At 35.6% G+C, this 16952-nt stretch carries 14 protein-coding genes and 1 pseudogene; 14 read left to right on the top strand and 1 reads right to left on the bottom strand.

What is annotated here, in order from left to right; genetic code table 11:
* Positions 1-36: 36 nt before the first annotated feature.
* Positions 37-2496, bottom strand: a complete 2460-nt coding sequence (locus tag AC27KL_RS21410; RefSeq protein ID WP_487171000.1) for an O-antigen ligase family protein — start codon at positions 2494-2496, stop codon at positions 37-39.
* A 260-nt stretch (positions 2497-2756) separates the two neighbouring features.
* Between AC27KL_RS21410 and AC27KL_RS21405 the strand changes: the two genes are divergently transcribed.
* From AC27KL_RS21405 to AC27KL_RS21340, 14 genes and pseudogenes are all read left to right on the top strand, one after another.
* Positions 2757-3887, top strand: a complete 1131-nt coding sequence (locus AC27KL_RS21405) for a DegT/DnrJ/EryC1/StrS family aminotransferase (RefSeq protein ID WP_487170999.1) — start codon at positions 2757-2759, stop codon at positions 3885-3887.
* A 147-nt stretch (positions 3888-4034) separates the two neighbouring features.
* Positions 4035-4916 carry a glucose-1-phosphate thymidylyltransferase RfbA gene (gene rfbA, locus AC27KL_RS21400; protein ID WP_487170998.1) on the top strand — a complete coding sequence of 294 codons (882 nt, stop codon included), beginning with the start codon at positions 4035-4037 and terminating at the stop codon, positions 4914-4916.
* Position 4917: 1 nt separating this feature from the next.
* Positions 4918-5760, top strand: coding sequence for a dTDP-4-dehydrorhamnose reductase (gene rfbD / locus AC27KL_RS21395; protein WP_487170997.1), 843 nt, complete (start codon positions 4918-4920; stop codon positions 5758-5760).
* A 20-nt stretch (positions 5761-5780) separates the two neighbouring features.
* On the top strand, positions 5781-6302 hold the full coding sequence (locus AC27KL_RS21390) for a GNAT family N-acetyltransferase (protein ID WP_487170996.1): 522 nt from the start codon (positions 5781-5783) through the stop codon (positions 6300-6302).
* On the top strand, positions 6289-7458 hold the full coding sequence (locus tag AC27KL_RS21385; protein WP_487170995.1) for a glycosyltransferase: 1170 nt from the start codon (positions 6289-6291) through the stop codon (positions 7456-7458). Before AC27KL_RS21390 ends, AC27KL_RS21385 begins: the two co-directional genes overlap by 14 nt.
* A 25-nt stretch (positions 7459-7483) precedes the next feature.
* A complete protein-coding gene (locus AC27KL_RS21380; protein WP_310858634.1) occupies positions 7484-8263 on the top strand; it encodes an ABC transporter permease in 780 nt (259 codons plus the stop codon).
* 27 nt (positions 8264-8290) lie between these two features.
* A complete protein-coding gene (locus tag AC27KL_RS21375) occupies positions 8291-9037 on the top strand; it encodes an ABC transporter ATP-binding protein (protein ID WP_487170994.1) in 747 nt (248 codons plus the stop codon).
* The gene (locus AC27KL_RS21370) at positions 9034-11760 is read left to right on the top strand and encodes a glycosyltransferase (RefSeq protein WP_487170993.1); all 2727 of its coding nucleotides are present in this window, start codon (positions 9034-9036) and stop codon (positions 11758-11760) included. The genes AC27KL_RS21375 and AC27KL_RS21370 overlap by 4 nt, the downstream gene beginning before the upstream one ends.
* Before the next feature lie 15 nt (positions 11761-11775).
* On the top strand, positions 11776-13296 hold the full coding sequence (locus AC27KL_RS21365) for a methyltransferase domain-containing protein (protein ID WP_487170992.1): 1521 nt from the start codon (positions 11776-11778) through the stop codon (positions 13294-13296).
* 21 nt (positions 13297-13317) lie between these two features.
* Entirely contained in the window at positions 13318-13887 is a 570-nt protein-coding gene (locus tag AC27KL_RS21360; protein ID WP_310858630.1) for a hypothetical protein, read from the top strand.
* A 17-nt stretch (positions 13888-13904) separates the two neighbouring features.
* On the top strand, positions 13905-14456 hold the full coding sequence (gene rfbC, locus AC27KL_RS21355; RefSeq protein WP_310858629.1) for a dTDP-4-dehydrorhamnose 3,5-epimerase: 552 nt from the start codon (positions 13905-13907) through the stop codon (positions 14454-14456).
* A gap of 21 nt (positions 14457-14477) precedes the next feature.
* A complete protein-coding gene (gene rfbB / locus AC27KL_RS21350; RefSeq protein WP_487170991.1) occupies positions 14478-15458 on the top strand; it encodes a dTDP-glucose 4,6-dehydratase in 981 nt (326 codons plus the stop codon).
* 154 nt (positions 15459-15612) lie between these two features.
* Complete coding sequence (locus tag AC27KL_RS21345) at positions 15613-15930, top strand: transposase (RefSeq protein ID WP_487170990.1); 318 nt, start codon at positions 15613-15615, stop codon at positions 15928-15930.
* A 270-nt stretch (positions 15931-16200) separates the two neighbouring features.
* A pseudogene (locus AC27KL_RS21340) lies at positions 16201-16794 on the top strand (IS3 family transposase); the annotation flags it as partial.
* Between the last annotated feature and the right edge of the window lie 158 nt (positions 16795-16952).

The raw sequence follows: 16952 nt of genomic DNA, 5'->3' as shown, positions 1-16952 counted from the left end.
CACTATTGAAGTGAACTGCTCTTTTTTTGATCTAAATTAAAAATTGATTTGCACTAATTTTTCAATCGACTCTTTTTCTGACGGATCGGCTTTAACGAATTGGTCATAAACAGCCTGATCATTAGAGCCCTGCTTCATCAATGCTGCTAAATACCAACGAGTAGTTTCGCGGTTCGTCACATCGCTAAAGTCCTGGGTAACGCCCATCTTCAGCGTTTCAGCGGCTTTATCCAGCTGATTCATCATGTAGTACATCTTTCCGGTATCAAGGATCATAACCGGAGAGTTGGAGAACGGACGTCCAGCCATTTGCCCTTGGGGCAGCGTAGCCAGATGCTTGAGACCGGCTTGAACCTTTTCAAAGGCAGCAATTCCTGCTTTAAAGTACTTCTCTTTCGCCGCAGTATCGCCTTGGCCAAGCGCTGTATAACCCAGCTCATAACCTTGCGTAATCATTTTTTCATACCATTCGATATCCCAATTGAATTTCGGGGCATTCGCAACCAGCGTTTCAAAGGCTTTATCATTTTCATTTTTCAGCTGATAGTTGGTAATAAGGCGGTTGATCATGCTTTTGTTATAAGGTTCTTTCTTGAGCGCATCCGTCAGGAGAGAATTCGCCGCATTATAAAAATCGTCGTTTTGGGTCTGTTTATACACCGATTGATACAGCGAAGACATCAGCAGTACGGAATCCGGATGAGTGTGGCGAATCTTCAAATCTTTATCTAGCGCCGCTTTGATTTCCTCATAAGAAGTGCTCGTTTGTGCTATTTTTCGGGCTTCCAGACCGGCATTGCTTGCCTGCACAAAGCGAACCGAAGTAATTAGCACGACGACTCCGCAGATGCCGACCACCAAACTATAAATCCATCCTGCGCCCTCTGTTTTCCAGGCAATCTTCTTCAGCGGCTTGCTGTCCATGGCGGCGGCCATGCCCCCGAGACCAATGAACACCAGCATCCCGATAAATACGTAACTCATGTTAAAGTCTAGAATACTGTGAATAAGAATAGACAGGGTCAGAATGAGGTACAAGAAATATGAATCTTTTCTTTCCCCATCCGATTGGATATACCCGCGAATATATTTATAGAAAATAAACAGGACAAATGCCATGAAAATAACAAATCCGACAATGCCTACTTCCAACAAGTACTGAACAAAGAAGTTGTGCGCCTGACGGCTTGTGTAAGGGTTGTTCTGATACTTCTCGTACAATGCAGCCCAAGCGCCGCCGCCGGCTCCGAGAACCGGGTAATCTTTGACGACCTTCATGCCGTCTTTATAGAAAGTAATCCGCTCCAGCACGCTGTGCTGATTGAAGTTAATGTTCTCAAGTCGCGTGCTGACGTTTTCCGGCAAAATATTGCGTACGCTCGTTCCGATAAGCAAAAAGGCTACAACGCCAACCACGATCACCGATCCGACCGGAATCCACAGACTGGCAAGCTTTTTGGCTGAGGCCTTAGCCAAGCCCTGTTCCATCTTAGGAGCAAGAAATGCTTGAATGACCCAGCCGATCACTGCCACCACAACGGATGTTATTAAGAGGAATGCCCATGCTTTGGCTGCTCCACCTGCCTCGAATTTTTGGTTCAGTTGAAGTCCCAGATCGGTAACCTCTTTGGAGATGGCGAGGGAAGCAATGCCTGCGACTGCACAATATACGACCCAAAGAATTTGTTTCGCCGGCTTCAGGAATAGCAGTAAAAGAACGAATACAACAGGCAGCATAACCAGACCGCCGCGGGAAAGCGTGAGCAATATCGACACGATAATCGGTACCAGCATAAATGCGTGAATGGCTTGCCCATACCATTTTTTCGAGCGAATCAGACAGAATACGGCAGCAAACAGGAAAGCCATGAGGAATGCCGCATATGTATTGGCATACTGGAAGACGGAGGTCAAACGCAGTCCGTTGGAATCCGTCATCACCGCATCCGTGTATTTCCCGTTCAGTACACCATTTGAAAACCAGACAACAAGTGTTCCTGCAAATTTTCCATGACCGAACCAGTTCAGGAAACCGAACCATACAATAATATACGCGACCGTCATGATCGTCGTCTGAATGATTTTATTGGCTCTCTGATCCTGGAGCAGATAGATGCTAATAATGAACATGATGGCATACAGGCATTCGACAAGCACCATATTCATCGCCAAATAATGCGAGGCGGCCCCAAAATACGACAATAGATATGTAATAGGCAGCAACAGTACCGCTAAGGGGAGCCAGTCTCGCTGCTCATTAAGTTTAAAGCTCTTGTAATAGTTGGCGATCCATAGGAACAGCAATACTGAACCGAAGGCAATCGCCCAAAACAAAGGCTTTTCGAACTCTAACATCTGACCATTAAAAAGTGCTACCTGAAAGGGAGTCCAAACTAAAAACGCTATGATGGCAACAATTAACACCCAAAGAAGCGCAGGCTTTTTCTCGACGTTACTCGACCTTTTCGCCTGTTTACCGTATACTGGATTAGACAAAGTTTCCATTCTCCTTTTTGTGAGATTCGACAATATTTTAGCATAACTTAGTCGAGAGTATCTAGCAACAACTGGTTACCATTTCTAAATGGTTAAAAGCTAATAAATTCTCTGAGCATTCCACTGTTGTAAATATAGAGCATTCTCGACTGAATCTCGACGTACAAATACTTTTACCGTATACTGGATGCATTATTCTCTTTCCCTGTTGTCAGGGGTTAATCAAGATTATCATTAAATAAGAATGAGAGGGATTAAAATTGGCAATTCAATTATTCACACCGACATTTCGCGTAGACGAGTGCTTAGAAGAGATTAGAGAATGTTTGGAAAAAGGGTGGACTGGTCTCGGTTTTAAAACGGTAGAATTTGAGAATAAGTGGAAAGAATATACTGGACTTCCCAATGCACACTTTTTAAATTCAGCTACGGTTGGTCTAAGTTTGGCACTGAAAATTTTAAAAATGGAATACAAATGGGATGATGGAGATGAAGTAATAACTACACCTTTAACGTTTGTATCTACAAACCATGCAATTATGTACGAAAATCTTCAGCCGGTTTTTGCTGATGTCGATGAATATCTGTGTCTAGACCCAAGAGATGTTGAGAAAAAGATAACATCTAAAACTAGAGCAATAATGTTTGTAGGGCTAGGGGGCAATACAGGTCGTTATATGGAAATTGTCGAGCTGTGTGAGAAATATAATTTAAAATTGATTTTAGACGCAGCTCACATGGCAGGGACAAGATTGAACGGTAAGATACCAGGTAAAGAAGCAGATGTTGTTGTTTATTCTTTCCAAGCCGTAAAAAACCTTCCTACTGCTGACTCTGGAATGATTTGTTTCAAGGAGTCTGAACTTGATGAATTATGCAGAAAATTGACTTGGTTAGGTATTAATAAGGATACTTATGCGAGAGCAAATGATAAGGGAGCGTATAAATGGAAGTATGATGTCGAATATGTAGGTTATAAATATCACGGCAATTCAATTATGGCTGCCATTGGGCTGGTTCAATTAAAATATCTAGACCAGGATAATGCATACCGAAGACAATTGGCGGAATGGTATAACCAAAATTTCAAAGAATATCATTCGAAAATTAAACCTGTATTTGTTGCCGAGAATTGCGAATCATCTAGACACCTATATGTAATAGCTGTTGATAATAGGGATGAGTTATTGCTAGCACTAAATGAAAGCGGAATTTACCCTGGTGTGCATTACAGAGATAACACAGACTACTCAATGTATAATTATGCACATGGAACGTGCCCAAATAGCCACAACATTTCTGAGAAAATAATTTCGTTACCGATGCACCTTCAATTAACAAAACAAGACATCGACTTTATAAGTGAGACTGTTATTAAATATACCTATTAATTTTCAAGTTTTAATCAAATAAGTCTGTTGTTTATATCGGGCGACGAGCAATCTAAGTGTTTATGGGGCTGTTTAACAGTCATGCTCGTCGCTCCAATTCTTTCAGTTGCTTATTGACTATTATATTGAACTAATGGAGGTAATTTAATGAAGGGCATAATTTTAGCTGGAGGATCTGGAACTAGATTGTATCCTATTACCAAAGCAATGTCTAAGCAAATGGTACCAGTATATGACAAACCTATGATCTATTACCCTCTTTCTACCTTGATGCTTGCTGGAATAAGAGAAGTTTTAATTATTTCGACAGAGAGGGATATTTCTGGCTTTATGGAACTGTTTGGGGATGGAGGAGATCTGGGGATGAATTTCCAGTATGCTATTCAACCATCTCCGAATGGTTTGGCAGAAGCTTTCATTATAGGAGAAAAGTTTATTAATAATGAAAATGTTGCAATGGTATTAGGAGATAATATTTTCTGGGGGCACGGATTAACGAACAGCCTTAAACTTGCATCTTCTTTAGATGTAGGGGCAACAATATTTGGATATTATGTTCAAAACCCTGAACATTATGGTGTTGTAGAATTTGACCGTTCTGGAAGAGTGTTGTCAATAGAAGAAAAACCAGAGCGACCGAAATCAAATTATGTTGTACCTGGATTATATTTTTATGATAACTCAGTCACTGATAAAGCAAAATCATTGAAACCATCACGACGTGGTGAACTTGAAATTACAGATTTGAACCTCCTTTACTTAGAGGCTGGCCAATTGAATGTAAATCTGTTGGGTAGAGGAATGGCTTGGCTAGATACAGGCACTCATGATTCAATGTTAGATGCATCTAATTTTGTTGCAGCTGTACAGAAACGGCAAGGGAATTATGTTGCTTGTATTGAAGAGATTGCCTACAGAAATGGATGGATTGATTCGCACCAATTGTTAAAGTTAGCACAACCATTGTTGAAAACGAACTATGGACTATATTTAAAGAACTTAATTAGTGAAGTTTTTGTAGGGTCCTAAGATGAAAATTTTAGTAGCCGGTTCAGAAGGACAGTTAGGACGGCTGGTTGTTGAAGAACTAATGAGCGAAAATGAAGTGGTTGGGCTAAACTCAAGGCAACTAGACATAACTAATAGAGATCTTATTCTGAAAGTAGTTCACGAATTAAGACCAGAGATTATTATTAATTGCGCAGCTTATAATGATGTTGATAATGCAGAAAAGTACCCTGACCTTGCAATGATGGTCAATGAAATTGGGCCTAGGAATATTGCTGAAATTTCTAATGAATATGGAATTACGATGGTGCATATATCTACAGACTTTGTATTTGATGGTAATACACGAGTGCCATACCATGAAACTAGTCCCACTAATCCAATTAATGTTTATGGTCGAACAAAATTAAATGGTGAACGATTTGTCCAGTTGATTTGTGAACGATATATTATTCTCAGGACCTCTTGGCTGTACGGAAGTTCAAAAAAAAATTTTTTTAATTCCATAGTAAATCTTGCTAGAACACATAAACAGATTAATGTTGTCAATGATCAAGTTGGGAATCCTACTTATTTACCTGATTTAGTAAGTCATATAAGAATCTTGTTAAAAAAACAATTGTTTGGTCTGTTTCATTGTAGCGGAAACGGATATTGCTCAAAATATGATTTTGCTAAAAGCATATTAAAACAATTGGGAATTCAAACTAAGGTAAACTCAATTTCATCACAGGAGTTCAATAGTTTGGCTAAAAGGCCGGGCTTTTCGGCTTTGAGTAATCATCTTTTGGAATCTATTTTAGAAGCTAGAATGCCCAATTGGGAAGAATCATTAGAGAAATACGTTAAAAGAATTAAGGGCTAACTACGATAAGGAGATTTATTATGAAGAAAAAAATCCGAATAACATCTAACGAAATTACTCTTCGACCAGTCTTATCGAGTGATCTTATGAAAATGAGATCATGGAGAAACTCTGACTGGGCGAGGTCTTTTTTTTTAAACAGTGAAATAATTAGCCCGGAGCAGCAAGAAAAATGGTACCAATCGTACATCAATAAAACCGATGATTATATGTTCATAATAGAATTAGACAATATTGATGTTGGTACAGTAGCACTTTACCATATCAATCATGATGAAGGAAGTGCTGAATTTGGAAGATTGCTGATTGCAGAAAAAGAGGCAAGGGGTAGAAGTATAGGAGAGAAAGTACTTCGAATTTTGAGCGAATTTGCTTTTAATGATCTTAATTTATCAAAAATAACTCTCGAAGTGTTTTCTGATAACGATAAGGCTGTCTATATTTATCAAAAAGTTGGTTTTACTGTATACGATAAGTACTTCAGTGAAAATAGAGAGGTTTTAAAAATGGTGTTATTCGGTGGGCGAGATGGAGAAAACTAAAGTGCTTGCTTTTTGCTTAAAAGAGATTCCATCTGCTACTGTAGGTGTTGTATCTGCGCTTAATATATTGGAGAAAAAAGGGTACATCGATTTTTGCTTCAAGGAAACATTGGCGGTCACTGAACAAGAAGTGGGTTGGGCCGACATCATAGTATGTATCCGAGGCTGTGAGAATATTGAACGTGAGATAATGAAGGAGGGGCAGCGACTAGGGAAATTTCTTATATATTTTATGGATGATGATTTATTGAATATTCCTAAAAATTCAGCTTCTGCATTATACTTTGATCTGCCGCATATAAGAGATAATATTTTAGGAATAATAAAACTTTCAAATTGTTTATGGACAACAAATATTAACATTTTAAAAAAATATGAATCATATGTAGAATCAGCAGCTACTATAAACGCCCCATCTTTATTATTGGAGAACAAGGTATCTTTTCCTACTAAAGAGAATGACGATAAAATCACTATCGGGTTCGCTGGTAGTATCGACCACGGATCATACCTAAATGATTTTCTTAAGCAGATTGTATTCGATGTATTAGAGTTATTTCCGAACAATGTTTATTTTGAATTTTTTGGAGCTAGGCCTGATTTTATTGGATTAAGCGATCGTATCCTTCATATTCCTTATGCCAATAATTATGATGATTATAAAAAGATAATGAAATCAAGAAATTGGGATATTGGTTTAGCTCCACTTCCGTCTACAGAATTTCATTCATGTAAATATTTCAATAAGTATCTAGAGTACGGGGCAATTGGAACTCCTGGCATTTACTCTAAGGTTGAACCTTATGTTTTTGTAGTGGAAGAAGGAGAAACGGGGCTACTAGTAGATAATAACTATGACGATTGGTTAAAGGCTATTGAAACCCTAATAAATAATAAAGAATTAAGTGAAAAAATAAAAGAGCAAAGTTATAAACAGTTGCAAGAAGCTTTTACTTCAGAAAAGATAGCAGAAGAAGTTCTATCTGAAATTCCTGAGATCTGCTCTTACAAAGCTCCTTACTGTTCATCAAAAGAAGTTAAATTGACAAGAGAAACTAACAATATGTATTTGTTTAAAATAAAACGCATTTTTCAGAATCATGGTTTAAGTGCCTTTTATATCATAATCAAAAAAATTATTATGAAGTTAAAATAAATAGATGGTAGAGAGGTAGTTGCTTGTGGATTATTTTAAAAATCTAATCTCTGCAAGGCATATTCTAGTGAGTCTTACTAGACAAGATTTAAAAAATAGGTATAGAAATTCAATATTAGGTGTAGCATGGAATTTCTTGTCACCACTAGGGATTGTCCTAATTATAGGAATAGTTTACTCAGTAGTTTTCAAGACATCCATGGAAGAACTTATTCCCTATTTGTTTTCCGGGTTATTACCATGGCTATTTTTTACCGCAAGCGCTGAAGGAGGATCTTTATCATTTCTTAGTTCTCAGGGTTATATAAAACAAACTCAGGTGCCGATAGAAATATTTCCCCTCAGAGCTAGTTTGGTAAATTTTGTTAACCTGTTGATTTCAATTATTGCCTTTTTCTTAATCTATATATTTATTAATCCCAATAATTTTGGTCTTAATATGCTGCTGGTAATTCCTGCGTTAATAATTTGGTTGTTATTTTGCTCGGCCTGGGCTACTATTTCCGCGATTGTTAATCTGTATATCCGGGACTTCCAACCTCTTCAATCTTTGATTATCCAAGGATTATTTTATTTAAGTCCTATTATCTATAAACCTGAAATGTTGGATTCTGAAAACTTCCAATGGTTATATCTTTTAAATCCTTTTTACTATATGTTGGAGATTATTAGAAGGCCGTTGTTGGGAAAAGAACTGCCTAGTCTTCAAAGTTGGGGAATCAGTGTTATCTTAACGCTTATACTTTGTCAGATTGCAATATTACTAATTAATAAAATTGGTAGAAAGATCACATTTAGATTGTGATGTGGTGATTATATGAGTTATATCGAGATGGAAAACATTAACCTGGAATATCAAATATTAAAAGATAATAGCCTTAAAGATTTATTATTACCTAGAAAAAAGAGACTATCTGTAGTTACCGGTGCAAAATCAATCCATGCATTACAAAATATTAATCTTTCTTTATATGATGGGGATAGACTAGCGATCATTGGACATAATGGGGCCGGGAAAAGTTCATTTTTAAAAGTAGTTGCTGGTATCTATCCACCTACTAGTGGAGCACTAAAAGTCGAGGGTAGAATCGCAAGCTTATTCGAACTTGCAACTGGCTTTGAGATGGAAGCTACAGGGTGGGAAAATATTAAATTAAGAGGATTAATGTTAGGCGAAAGCCCAAAAGAAATTTCACGAAAAATGAAAGAAATTGCCGAGTTTAGTGAGTTGGGGGAACATTTAAATATTCCGGTAAAGTACTATTCTTCTGGAATGTTCATTAGGTTAGCATTTTCAATTTCAACAGCTATTGAACCGGATATTCTCCTTTTAGACGAAGTTGTTGCTGCAGGTGATGCAAGGTTTCTAAAAAAAGCCCAAAATAGGTTAAATGAATTAGTAGATAGGGTGAAAATATTAGTTTATGTTACACACAGTATGGCATCTGCTTTTGAATTTTGCAATAAATGCATATGGCTGGAAAATGGTGGGATTAAAATGACGGGCACTCCTCAAGAAGTTGCAGATGCATATATTTCCAATTCAAATAGCTTATTAAATAAGGAGACTCATCAATGATTGAAGCAAGCTATTTTTTAAAGGATACAGAAATTTATCAATCCGAAAATTTAATTAATAATCCTAAAATTAGTGTAGTCTTACCTACTTATTGTCGGGGAGACAATGGGCTTTTAAGTAGATCTATCGAGTCTGTTTTAAACCAATCTTTTAGAGAGTTAGAACTGATCATTGTAGATGATGGATCTATAGATAAAACTAGGTCTGTTGTGATGGAATATTTGAGTATGGATAACAGAATTGTGTATATCCGCAATAATGTGAACTCTGGTTTGCCTGCTTTAAGGGTTAATCAAGGCATTTTGCATTCAAGGGGAAAATATATAGCTTATCAATTTGATGATGACCAGTGGTACAGTGATGCTATGCAAGTTCTTTTCAATAGTATTAGCAAATTCGATGAACCTTGTCTAGTGTATGGCAAGTGTAAGTTTGTGGATCTTCTTTCAAAGCACGAAATAATTTTTGGCGAAAAATTTAATTTCAATATGTTAAGACTCACGAATACTATAGCTAATAACACAGTCCTTCACCACAGACAAATAGCGTTTGACTATGGCGGCTATGAGATGCATGTATCAATGAAAAGGCTTTGTGACTGGGATTTATGGCTTCGTTGGTCTGAAAAAATATCAATTCATCATGTCGATCATATTGTAAGTTTGGTAGAAGGAAACCAGATTGATTCCTTGGGAAGAACCGCCGTTCTAGATCAATCAATTCTTAAATATCTACAGACCAAAAATGATGAGCGAAATTATCAATTAAGAGTCGATAATACCGAATATTGTATCGTGGATAGTATAGAAATAGTTGATAAACCTTCTCTAAAAGAGTTGTTGTACGTAGAACATTTATTACCTTGGTATCGGAATAAGTTGGAAATATCAGATCAATTTGAACCTATATCTGTTAGAAAAGAAACAATAGTAGTAGTAATACAGGACTACAATGGGACAACTAATATAATGATTACAAATTTTGTTAAATTCCTCAAAAATAAGTTCAATATAATGTTTGTTTCGATAAATCATTTAGATCATAGATTAATTGATTATGCTGATGTAGTTATTTTGCAACGATTGACTATTATAACACCTGAATTGAAAAGACTAATTAATAAAAAGCCAACAATATACCTTATGGATGATAACTTATTGGAATTATACACACTACCAAGGGAAGAGTTTAAAATATTTGAGCCAAATACAGAGAACTATAAAGTAATTGTTAATTATCTCAAGTCAAGTGATTTGATACTAACCCCCAATAAAAATTTGACACATAAAATTAAAAATTATAACGAAAACATTTTTCAAATCCCTACTAATATTTTGGGAGAAAAATTAAACGATTTTTCTCCACGCAATGGGAAATTAAAAGTGGCTTGGATCGGTTACGAGTCAAGGGAAGAAGAGTTAGTAATTTTTTCGGAAGATATTGATGAAATAGCTAAGTCGCTTTCAGATGAGGTGGAATTCTATTTTATTGGGAGTATCCCACTAAAGAATGTAGATCAATCAAAATATAAATTCATTAATAGAATAGATGATTATGAAGAGTATTTATTGGCATTGAAGGATCATTCATTCGATATAATTGTATCTGTAATTGAGAATTCAAGTTTTAAAAATAGCAAGAGCCCAATAAAATTTTTAGAAACAACAGCCTCGGGAGCATTGGGGATATATTCTAACGAAATTGTTTATGAGATGATTTCAGATACAGTAACTGGTTTTATGATTTCAAATAAACCGGGCGAATTAATTAAAAAAGTTCGAGAAATACTTCAATTAGACAATGAAAAACTTTTAGAAATTCATAAAAACGCCTTAGATATTGTTAAGAATGAATACACAACTGAATCCAATCTTTACAAATTCATACAAATGATTGAACTTGTGAAGTTTAACTATTCTACAAGTAATCGAAAAGTAGCATACGTTGTTGGTGAGAATTTTAACCCTGAACAATTAAAGGAAATTACAAGACTTGGTATTGAACCGATTTTAATGCTTGGAAAAAAACTTTCCCAGGATATTGTTAAATTGGCTGTTGATAACAAATGGGATTATTACAGCTGCAATATAGAAGAAATAGTGCAAATTGCAAGCAACAATAGAGTTGGATTAATACATGACTTCACCAATAATGACTTGATTCAATGGTACTGTTATCGTGAAAGTCTACCTTATTTACAAAACAATTCATTTGAAACATTGTGTTCGATCGAAGGAGTTAGAGGCAAAGAAATTTACTCTCTATTGTTAAAGTTATACACTCAACATATCAATAGATTTAATAATAAATTCGAAGATGAATACACTACAAGAACTTACAGTAGCAAAGAAGCTGTTAATAAACTAATATCTATTCCTTTAAATGAAAATAAGATACAAATCTACTCGAAAGATTTAACATTAACCTTTACTTGTCTGGGAGATACTCTGGCAGGGATTCGTGTCAATAATTTGGACATATTACATGGGTTGGAAATGTCTTTTGAATTAAGAACGCCAAATAGAGGTTCAATGGTATTAAGAACATTTAATCATTATTTTGATCAGAATAATGGTAATTCTTATCAAGAGATATTGTTTGATAAACCCATTTATCAAGCTAAAAATATTGACTTTCTCGTCAGTATAAAAACAAATAAAACATCTCGAATCACAAAAGATCATGTGAAACTAATGGGGATGGAAGCAATTTATCAATTTTGAGGTTGGAGGAATTACATGAAAATCGATATTGGATGTGGGTATAACAAGCAACCTGGATACATTGGAATAGATCGATTTGAGACGCCAGACACCAAAATAGTATGTGATATTGATAGAGGAATACCTCTTGAAGATAATTCCGTTGAGTATGTTATGGCATCCCATTTTTTGGAGCATTGCGAAGATTTAATGGCTACAATGGAGGAGATTTATCGTATATGTAAACATAAAGCAATTATATGCATTGCTGCTCCTTATTATAATACAAGCCTAAATGTAGCAAATCCATATCATAAGCAAGTTTTTAATGAGCATACCGCAAGATTTTTTACAACTGATTCTTTTTCAGTTATACCGGAGGAGGATTATTATTTTCCTCACGCTCCAGTGTGGGGGTTAGGGGCAAGCGATAATAGTAATTTGAAAATAGATTTTCGTTGTTTGAAAATAGAGTATTTTTACTTCCCCGAATATAGAAGACTTGATAAAAACGAAAAAGCTAAATTACGTCAGAATTCGATGAATATTGTTGACCAAATTCTCATTCATTTAGTTGTTGTAAAAGATCAAATATCACAAGAGGAATTGATAGGCTTATCTAGAGCGCCATTAGAAGAACCAAATCATGTAACTATTCGAAGATTAAAGGAAAGTTATGAGGATGCTGTTGCCGATATAGAAGTCTTAAATGGTAAATTAATAGATTTATATAAAGAGAGAGAAGAGTCCAACTCCCAAATTCATAAACTATCCCAGCAACTATCAAATGTACAGAATTCTATAAAAAAGGAAGAAATATTACTCGCAAAAATAAATAAATTAACTGAAGAAGTAAAAGATCTAAAAGACATCTCTTCTCATAATATTGCGTTACAGTCCTTATTAGAAAAAAACATTGAGATAATTCAAGGTACTGAAACAGCTGCAACTCCTGAAGAAAATGAATTATTACTACCGGATAGTAATACTGAACTGAAGCTCAGTGAATTGTGGGTTCAGAATGAATTATTAATGGGCAGTAAATGGAGAAGGTTAACTGAACGATTAAGGCGAATGAGAAGTAACCGTTCTGGAGATTTAAGTAACCAAATCAATGAATTATGTAAGGAAACTATTGATTACAGTATTATACATTCGAAATCTAATTTAGACGATCACGTTTTGACCCTAGGAGAATCAATATCACATGAAAAAATAGTTTATTATACTGTAACTCCAAATCATAATAATTGGAATGGTATAGAGTCTATATTTGTTAATTACCAAACGAATAATGTGGGTCAATATCTGGCGTTTGAAGTTTTAAGTGAGAGCCAACAAATATTAAGAACTGTTATTTTAGATAGTCAACAAATCAAACATAACGAGCCTACAGCTATTGTGTTTGAAGATATTGAAAATTCAGCTAATAAAAATTTTATTATTAGATTTATAGGAATGTCTCCTCAAACTTGGGGTTTAAAACTTTATGAATGGGTCCTTTTTGACAAACTAGGTAGGAAGAAAAGTTCTGTTTTTGCGGGAAGACTAATTTGATATTATAAATGAGGAAAATCAATGAAAACCAAAATTAAGATACTCTTATTTCTTTTTAATGCAGTATTAGTCTATTTATTAATTATTCTTGTAAATTCAGAATTTCAAAATCATCACAAAACTAATCCTGAAACATTAAGTGTTTCAAGTACATCAAGTGAAAATAAAAGTATACTATCAATTTTAAAAGACGAATATGAAGATCTTTATACTAGAAGTAGTTTGAATTCAAGCTATAAGGAAGATCAGATTATTGACTCATCAAAAATAGAAAAAGATCCTGGGGTACTGGGCAATTTTGATACTATTTCAAATGTAAAGAGCGATTTATTTGTAGCTTCAGGATGGTTACTTACACAAAAGGAAAAACCTGATTACATTGTTTTTGTAAATGAAAAGAACATGGTTATTGGAGCAGGGGTCCATGGTATTAATCGGAAGGGTTTATCCGAAGCATTAGGAAAGAAGGATGTGGATGATAATGGATGGATTGGTTATATAAAAATTTCCGATAAAAATATGAATATTAGAGCATTAAGTAAAATTAGAGGTGAAGATGAATATATTGATTTAGGAGTATTTAACAAATAAGGAAGAGGGGATTTGTTTTGAAAATAACACCTATGGAAATTGAAGGAGTATATTTAATCGAACCAATTGTTCACCAGGATTCCAGAGGTTTTTTTATGGAAAGCTATAATGAACAGATATTTATAGAAAAAGGGCTGCATTATAAATTTATACAAGATAATCACGCGCTTTCTCGAGAGGCAGGGGTAATTAGAGGGTTACATTACCAGTTAGCTCCAAAAGCGCAAACTAAATTAATTAGAGCAACTGCTGGTGCGATTTATGACGTTGTTGTTGATATAAGAGAGGGATCTGACACTTTTGGAAAGTGGATCGGAGTTATTTTGAGTGAAGAAAATAAACGTCAACTCTTAATACCTAAGGGATTTGCCCACGGTTACTGCACGTTAACAACTAACACTCAAGTAATATATAAGGTTGATGAATTTTACTCACCGGAACATGATAGAGGAATTGCTTGGAATGATATAAATCTTAGCATTGATTGGCCTGTATCTAATCCAATTTTGTCGGACAAAGATAAGAATCATCCTGAATTAGTTAATGCTGAAATTAATTTTAAAATATAATTGGAGAAAGGATTGTTTTATTTGAGAATTTTAGTCACTGGTGGAGCTGGATTTATAGGAAGTAATTTTATCTTATATATGTTGAATAAATATCCTAATTATGAAGTTGTAAATATGGATTCATTAACATATGCCGGAAATATTCAAAATTTGGCTAGTGTTGAAAACAATCCGAAATACTCCTTTATTCAAGCAGATATAACCGATAGACAGATTGTTGAACAGATTATGTCCAATGGAATAGACAAGGTGGTAAACTTCGCGGCTGAATCGCACGTAGATCGAAGTATACAAAATCCGGACGTTTTTTTGAAAACAAATGTTTTAGGTACTCATGTATTACTTGAGTCAGCAAAAAAATTTGGTGTAAGTAAATTTGTACAGATTTCAACGGATGAGGTCTATGGTACCTTGGGGGCAGAAGGTCTATTTACAGAGGACACACCGCTTGCACCTAATAGTCCTTATTCTGCGAGTAAAGCCGGGGGAGATTTGATAGCTAGGGCCTATTACGAGACATATCATTTTCCAGTAAGTATAACACGTTGTTCCAATAATTATGGTCCATATCAGTTTCCCGAAAAGTTAATACCAATGGTTTTAACCAAGGCACTGAGAAATGAAAAAATACCTGTATATGGTGATGGTTTAAATGTTCGTGACTGGTTATATGTTGAAGATCATTGCAGTGCTATAGACTTAGTTCTTCATAAAGGGAAGGACGGAGAGGTTTATAATATTGGCGGGAACAATGAAAGAACCAATTTACAAATTGTAAATACAATCCTAAATGAAATCAATAAAAATCACAACGAGTTAATATCCTTTGTTACTGATCGGCTTGGTCACGATAGACGTTATGCAATTGATGCATCAAAGATAAGAACTGAACTTGGGTGGGAACCAAAGTATAATTTTGAAGTTGGTATAAAAAAGACAGTTGATTGGTATATAAAGAATCAGGAATGGTTAGAAGCTCTAGTAAAAAAGTCTAGCAGCTAATTATTATGACAATAAGAGATATTTATATAATTTAGATTTAGAAAATATTCAAAAAAACACCTAGCTGAGAGCTGGGTCGGTTTCCTGATATTATCCCCTTTAGGTAGACAGATAAGAGACTGACTCTTATTGTTAACTTGGAGGGGATTTTTACATGGCCAGAGTCCAACACACACATTCAACTGAATCGAAATATAAAGCTGTTCAGATGTACCTCGAACATGGCTTCGGATATAAGCGAGTCGCGAAAGAGTTGGGTATTCCAGAAGCCTCTATAAGGCGCTGGGTCAAATTTTATGAGAATGAAGGCATGTCGGGGCTTGAAGAGAAACGCGGGAAATCAAAGGGCATTAACAAAGGTAGGCCAAGAAAGAACCCGTTAAGCCCTGAAGAGGAATTAATTAGATTACGTGCGGAGAATGAATACTTAAAAAAGCTCGGGTCACTACAAAGGGGGCAAAGCAAACTGTAAGTAGAATCGCTGAGTATGTCGTCATAGAGCAGTTGGCAATTGCGGGATACAGGATCTATGCTTTGTAGAATCGCTCAAGTTTCTAGGAGTGGATATTACAAATGGCGACAAAGACGTCATACGTTCTTACCTAAACAACTAGAGGATCAAACTCTAAAGGAGAAGATTTTAGAGGGCCATCAGCGCCTTAGAGGCATACTAGGCTACCCAAGGATGCAAATATGGCTAAATAAAACGTACGGATTACTAAACCATTAAAGGGTTTATCGCTTAATGAAACAGATGGGCATACAAGCACAAATCCGAAAGAAGAAAAGGTTTTATGGTGAAAAGGAGGCTTACGTAGTATTCGATAATTTGTTGAACAGAGGGTTCCATGCGGACCGTCCGAATCAGAAGTGGATCACCGACATTACTTATATTCCGTACAACCAGAAAAACCTCTATCTCTCTACCATTTACGATCTTTATAACAACGAAATCATTGCGTTCCACATAAGCACCAAAAATGACTTAGCACTTGTGACTGATACATTGGAAAAGGCTCGAGGTGTCCGTAAAACAAAAGGAGTTCTCCTCCATAGTGACCAAGGATATCAATACACTTCCAGACGCTTCAGCAAACTTATAAAGCAATACAAAATGAAATCCAGTATGTCTAGAAAGGGTAAATGTTTGGATAATGCCTGCATGGAGAGTTTCTTTGGACATTTCAAATCAGAATGTTTATATCTTCAATCATTTGAGTCGGAAGAAGCGCTCATCACCGGTATTCATGAATACATACAGTTTTATAATTACGACAGGTTCCAAGCAAAACTAAACAACCTTAGTCCTGTGGAGTATCGAACTAAGGCTGCTTAATGACTTCAGTTTTAATACTGTCTACTTGACGGGGGTAAGATCATCCTACTGGCGTCAGCTTCTTTAATTAAGGTTCGACTAACTGTCCAAACTCACTTCGGAATATTTAAGAGCGGAGCCTTTTCTTTTGAGACGCGAAAAGAGAACCCTTATCAAGG

Source organism: Paenibacillus sp. YAE3 (assembly GCF_057546105.1).
Note: the sequence above shows the minus strand (reverse complement) of the source record. Positions and strands in the feature narration are given on the sequence as shown.

What these genes read in the sequence shown, in the direction of transcription:
- rfbA (WP_487170998.1), top strand. Translation starts at nt 4,035, where the DNA reads ATGAAGGGCATAATTTTAGCTGGAGGATCTGGAACTAGATTGTATCCT.
- rfbD (WP_487170997.1), top strand. Translation starts at nt 4,918, where the DNA reads ATGAAAATTTTAGTAGCCGGTTCAGAAGGACAGTTAGGACGGCTGGTT.
- AC27KL_RS21390 (WP_487170996.1), top strand. Translation starts at nt 5,781, where the DNA reads ATGAAGAAAAAAATCCGAATAACATCTAACGAAATTACTCTTCGACCA.
- AC27KL_RS21385 (WP_487170995.1), top strand. Translation starts at nt 6,289, where the DNA reads ATGGAGAAAACTAAAGTGCTTGCTTTTTGCTTAAAAGAGATTCCATCT.
- AC27KL_RS21375 (WP_487170994.1), top strand. Translation starts at nt 8,291, where the DNA reads ATGGAAAACATTAACCTGGAATATCAAATATTAAAAGATAATAGCCTT.
- AC27KL_RS21370 (WP_487170993.1), top strand. Translation starts at nt 9,034, where the DNA reads ATGATTGAAGCAAGCTATTTTTTAAAGGATACAGAAATTTATCAATCC.
- AC27KL_RS21365 (WP_487170992.1), top strand. Translation starts at nt 11,776, where the DNA reads ATGAAAATCGATATTGGATGTGGGTATAACAAGCAACCTGGATACATT.
- AC27KL_RS21360 (WP_310858630.1), top strand. Translation starts at nt 13,318, where the DNA reads ATGAAAACCAAAATTAAGATACTCTTATTTCTTTTTAATGCAGTATTA.
- AC27KL_RS21345 (WP_487170990.1), top strand. Translation starts at nt 15,613, where the DNA reads ATGGCCAGAGTCCAACACACACATTCAACTGAATCGAAATATAAAGCT.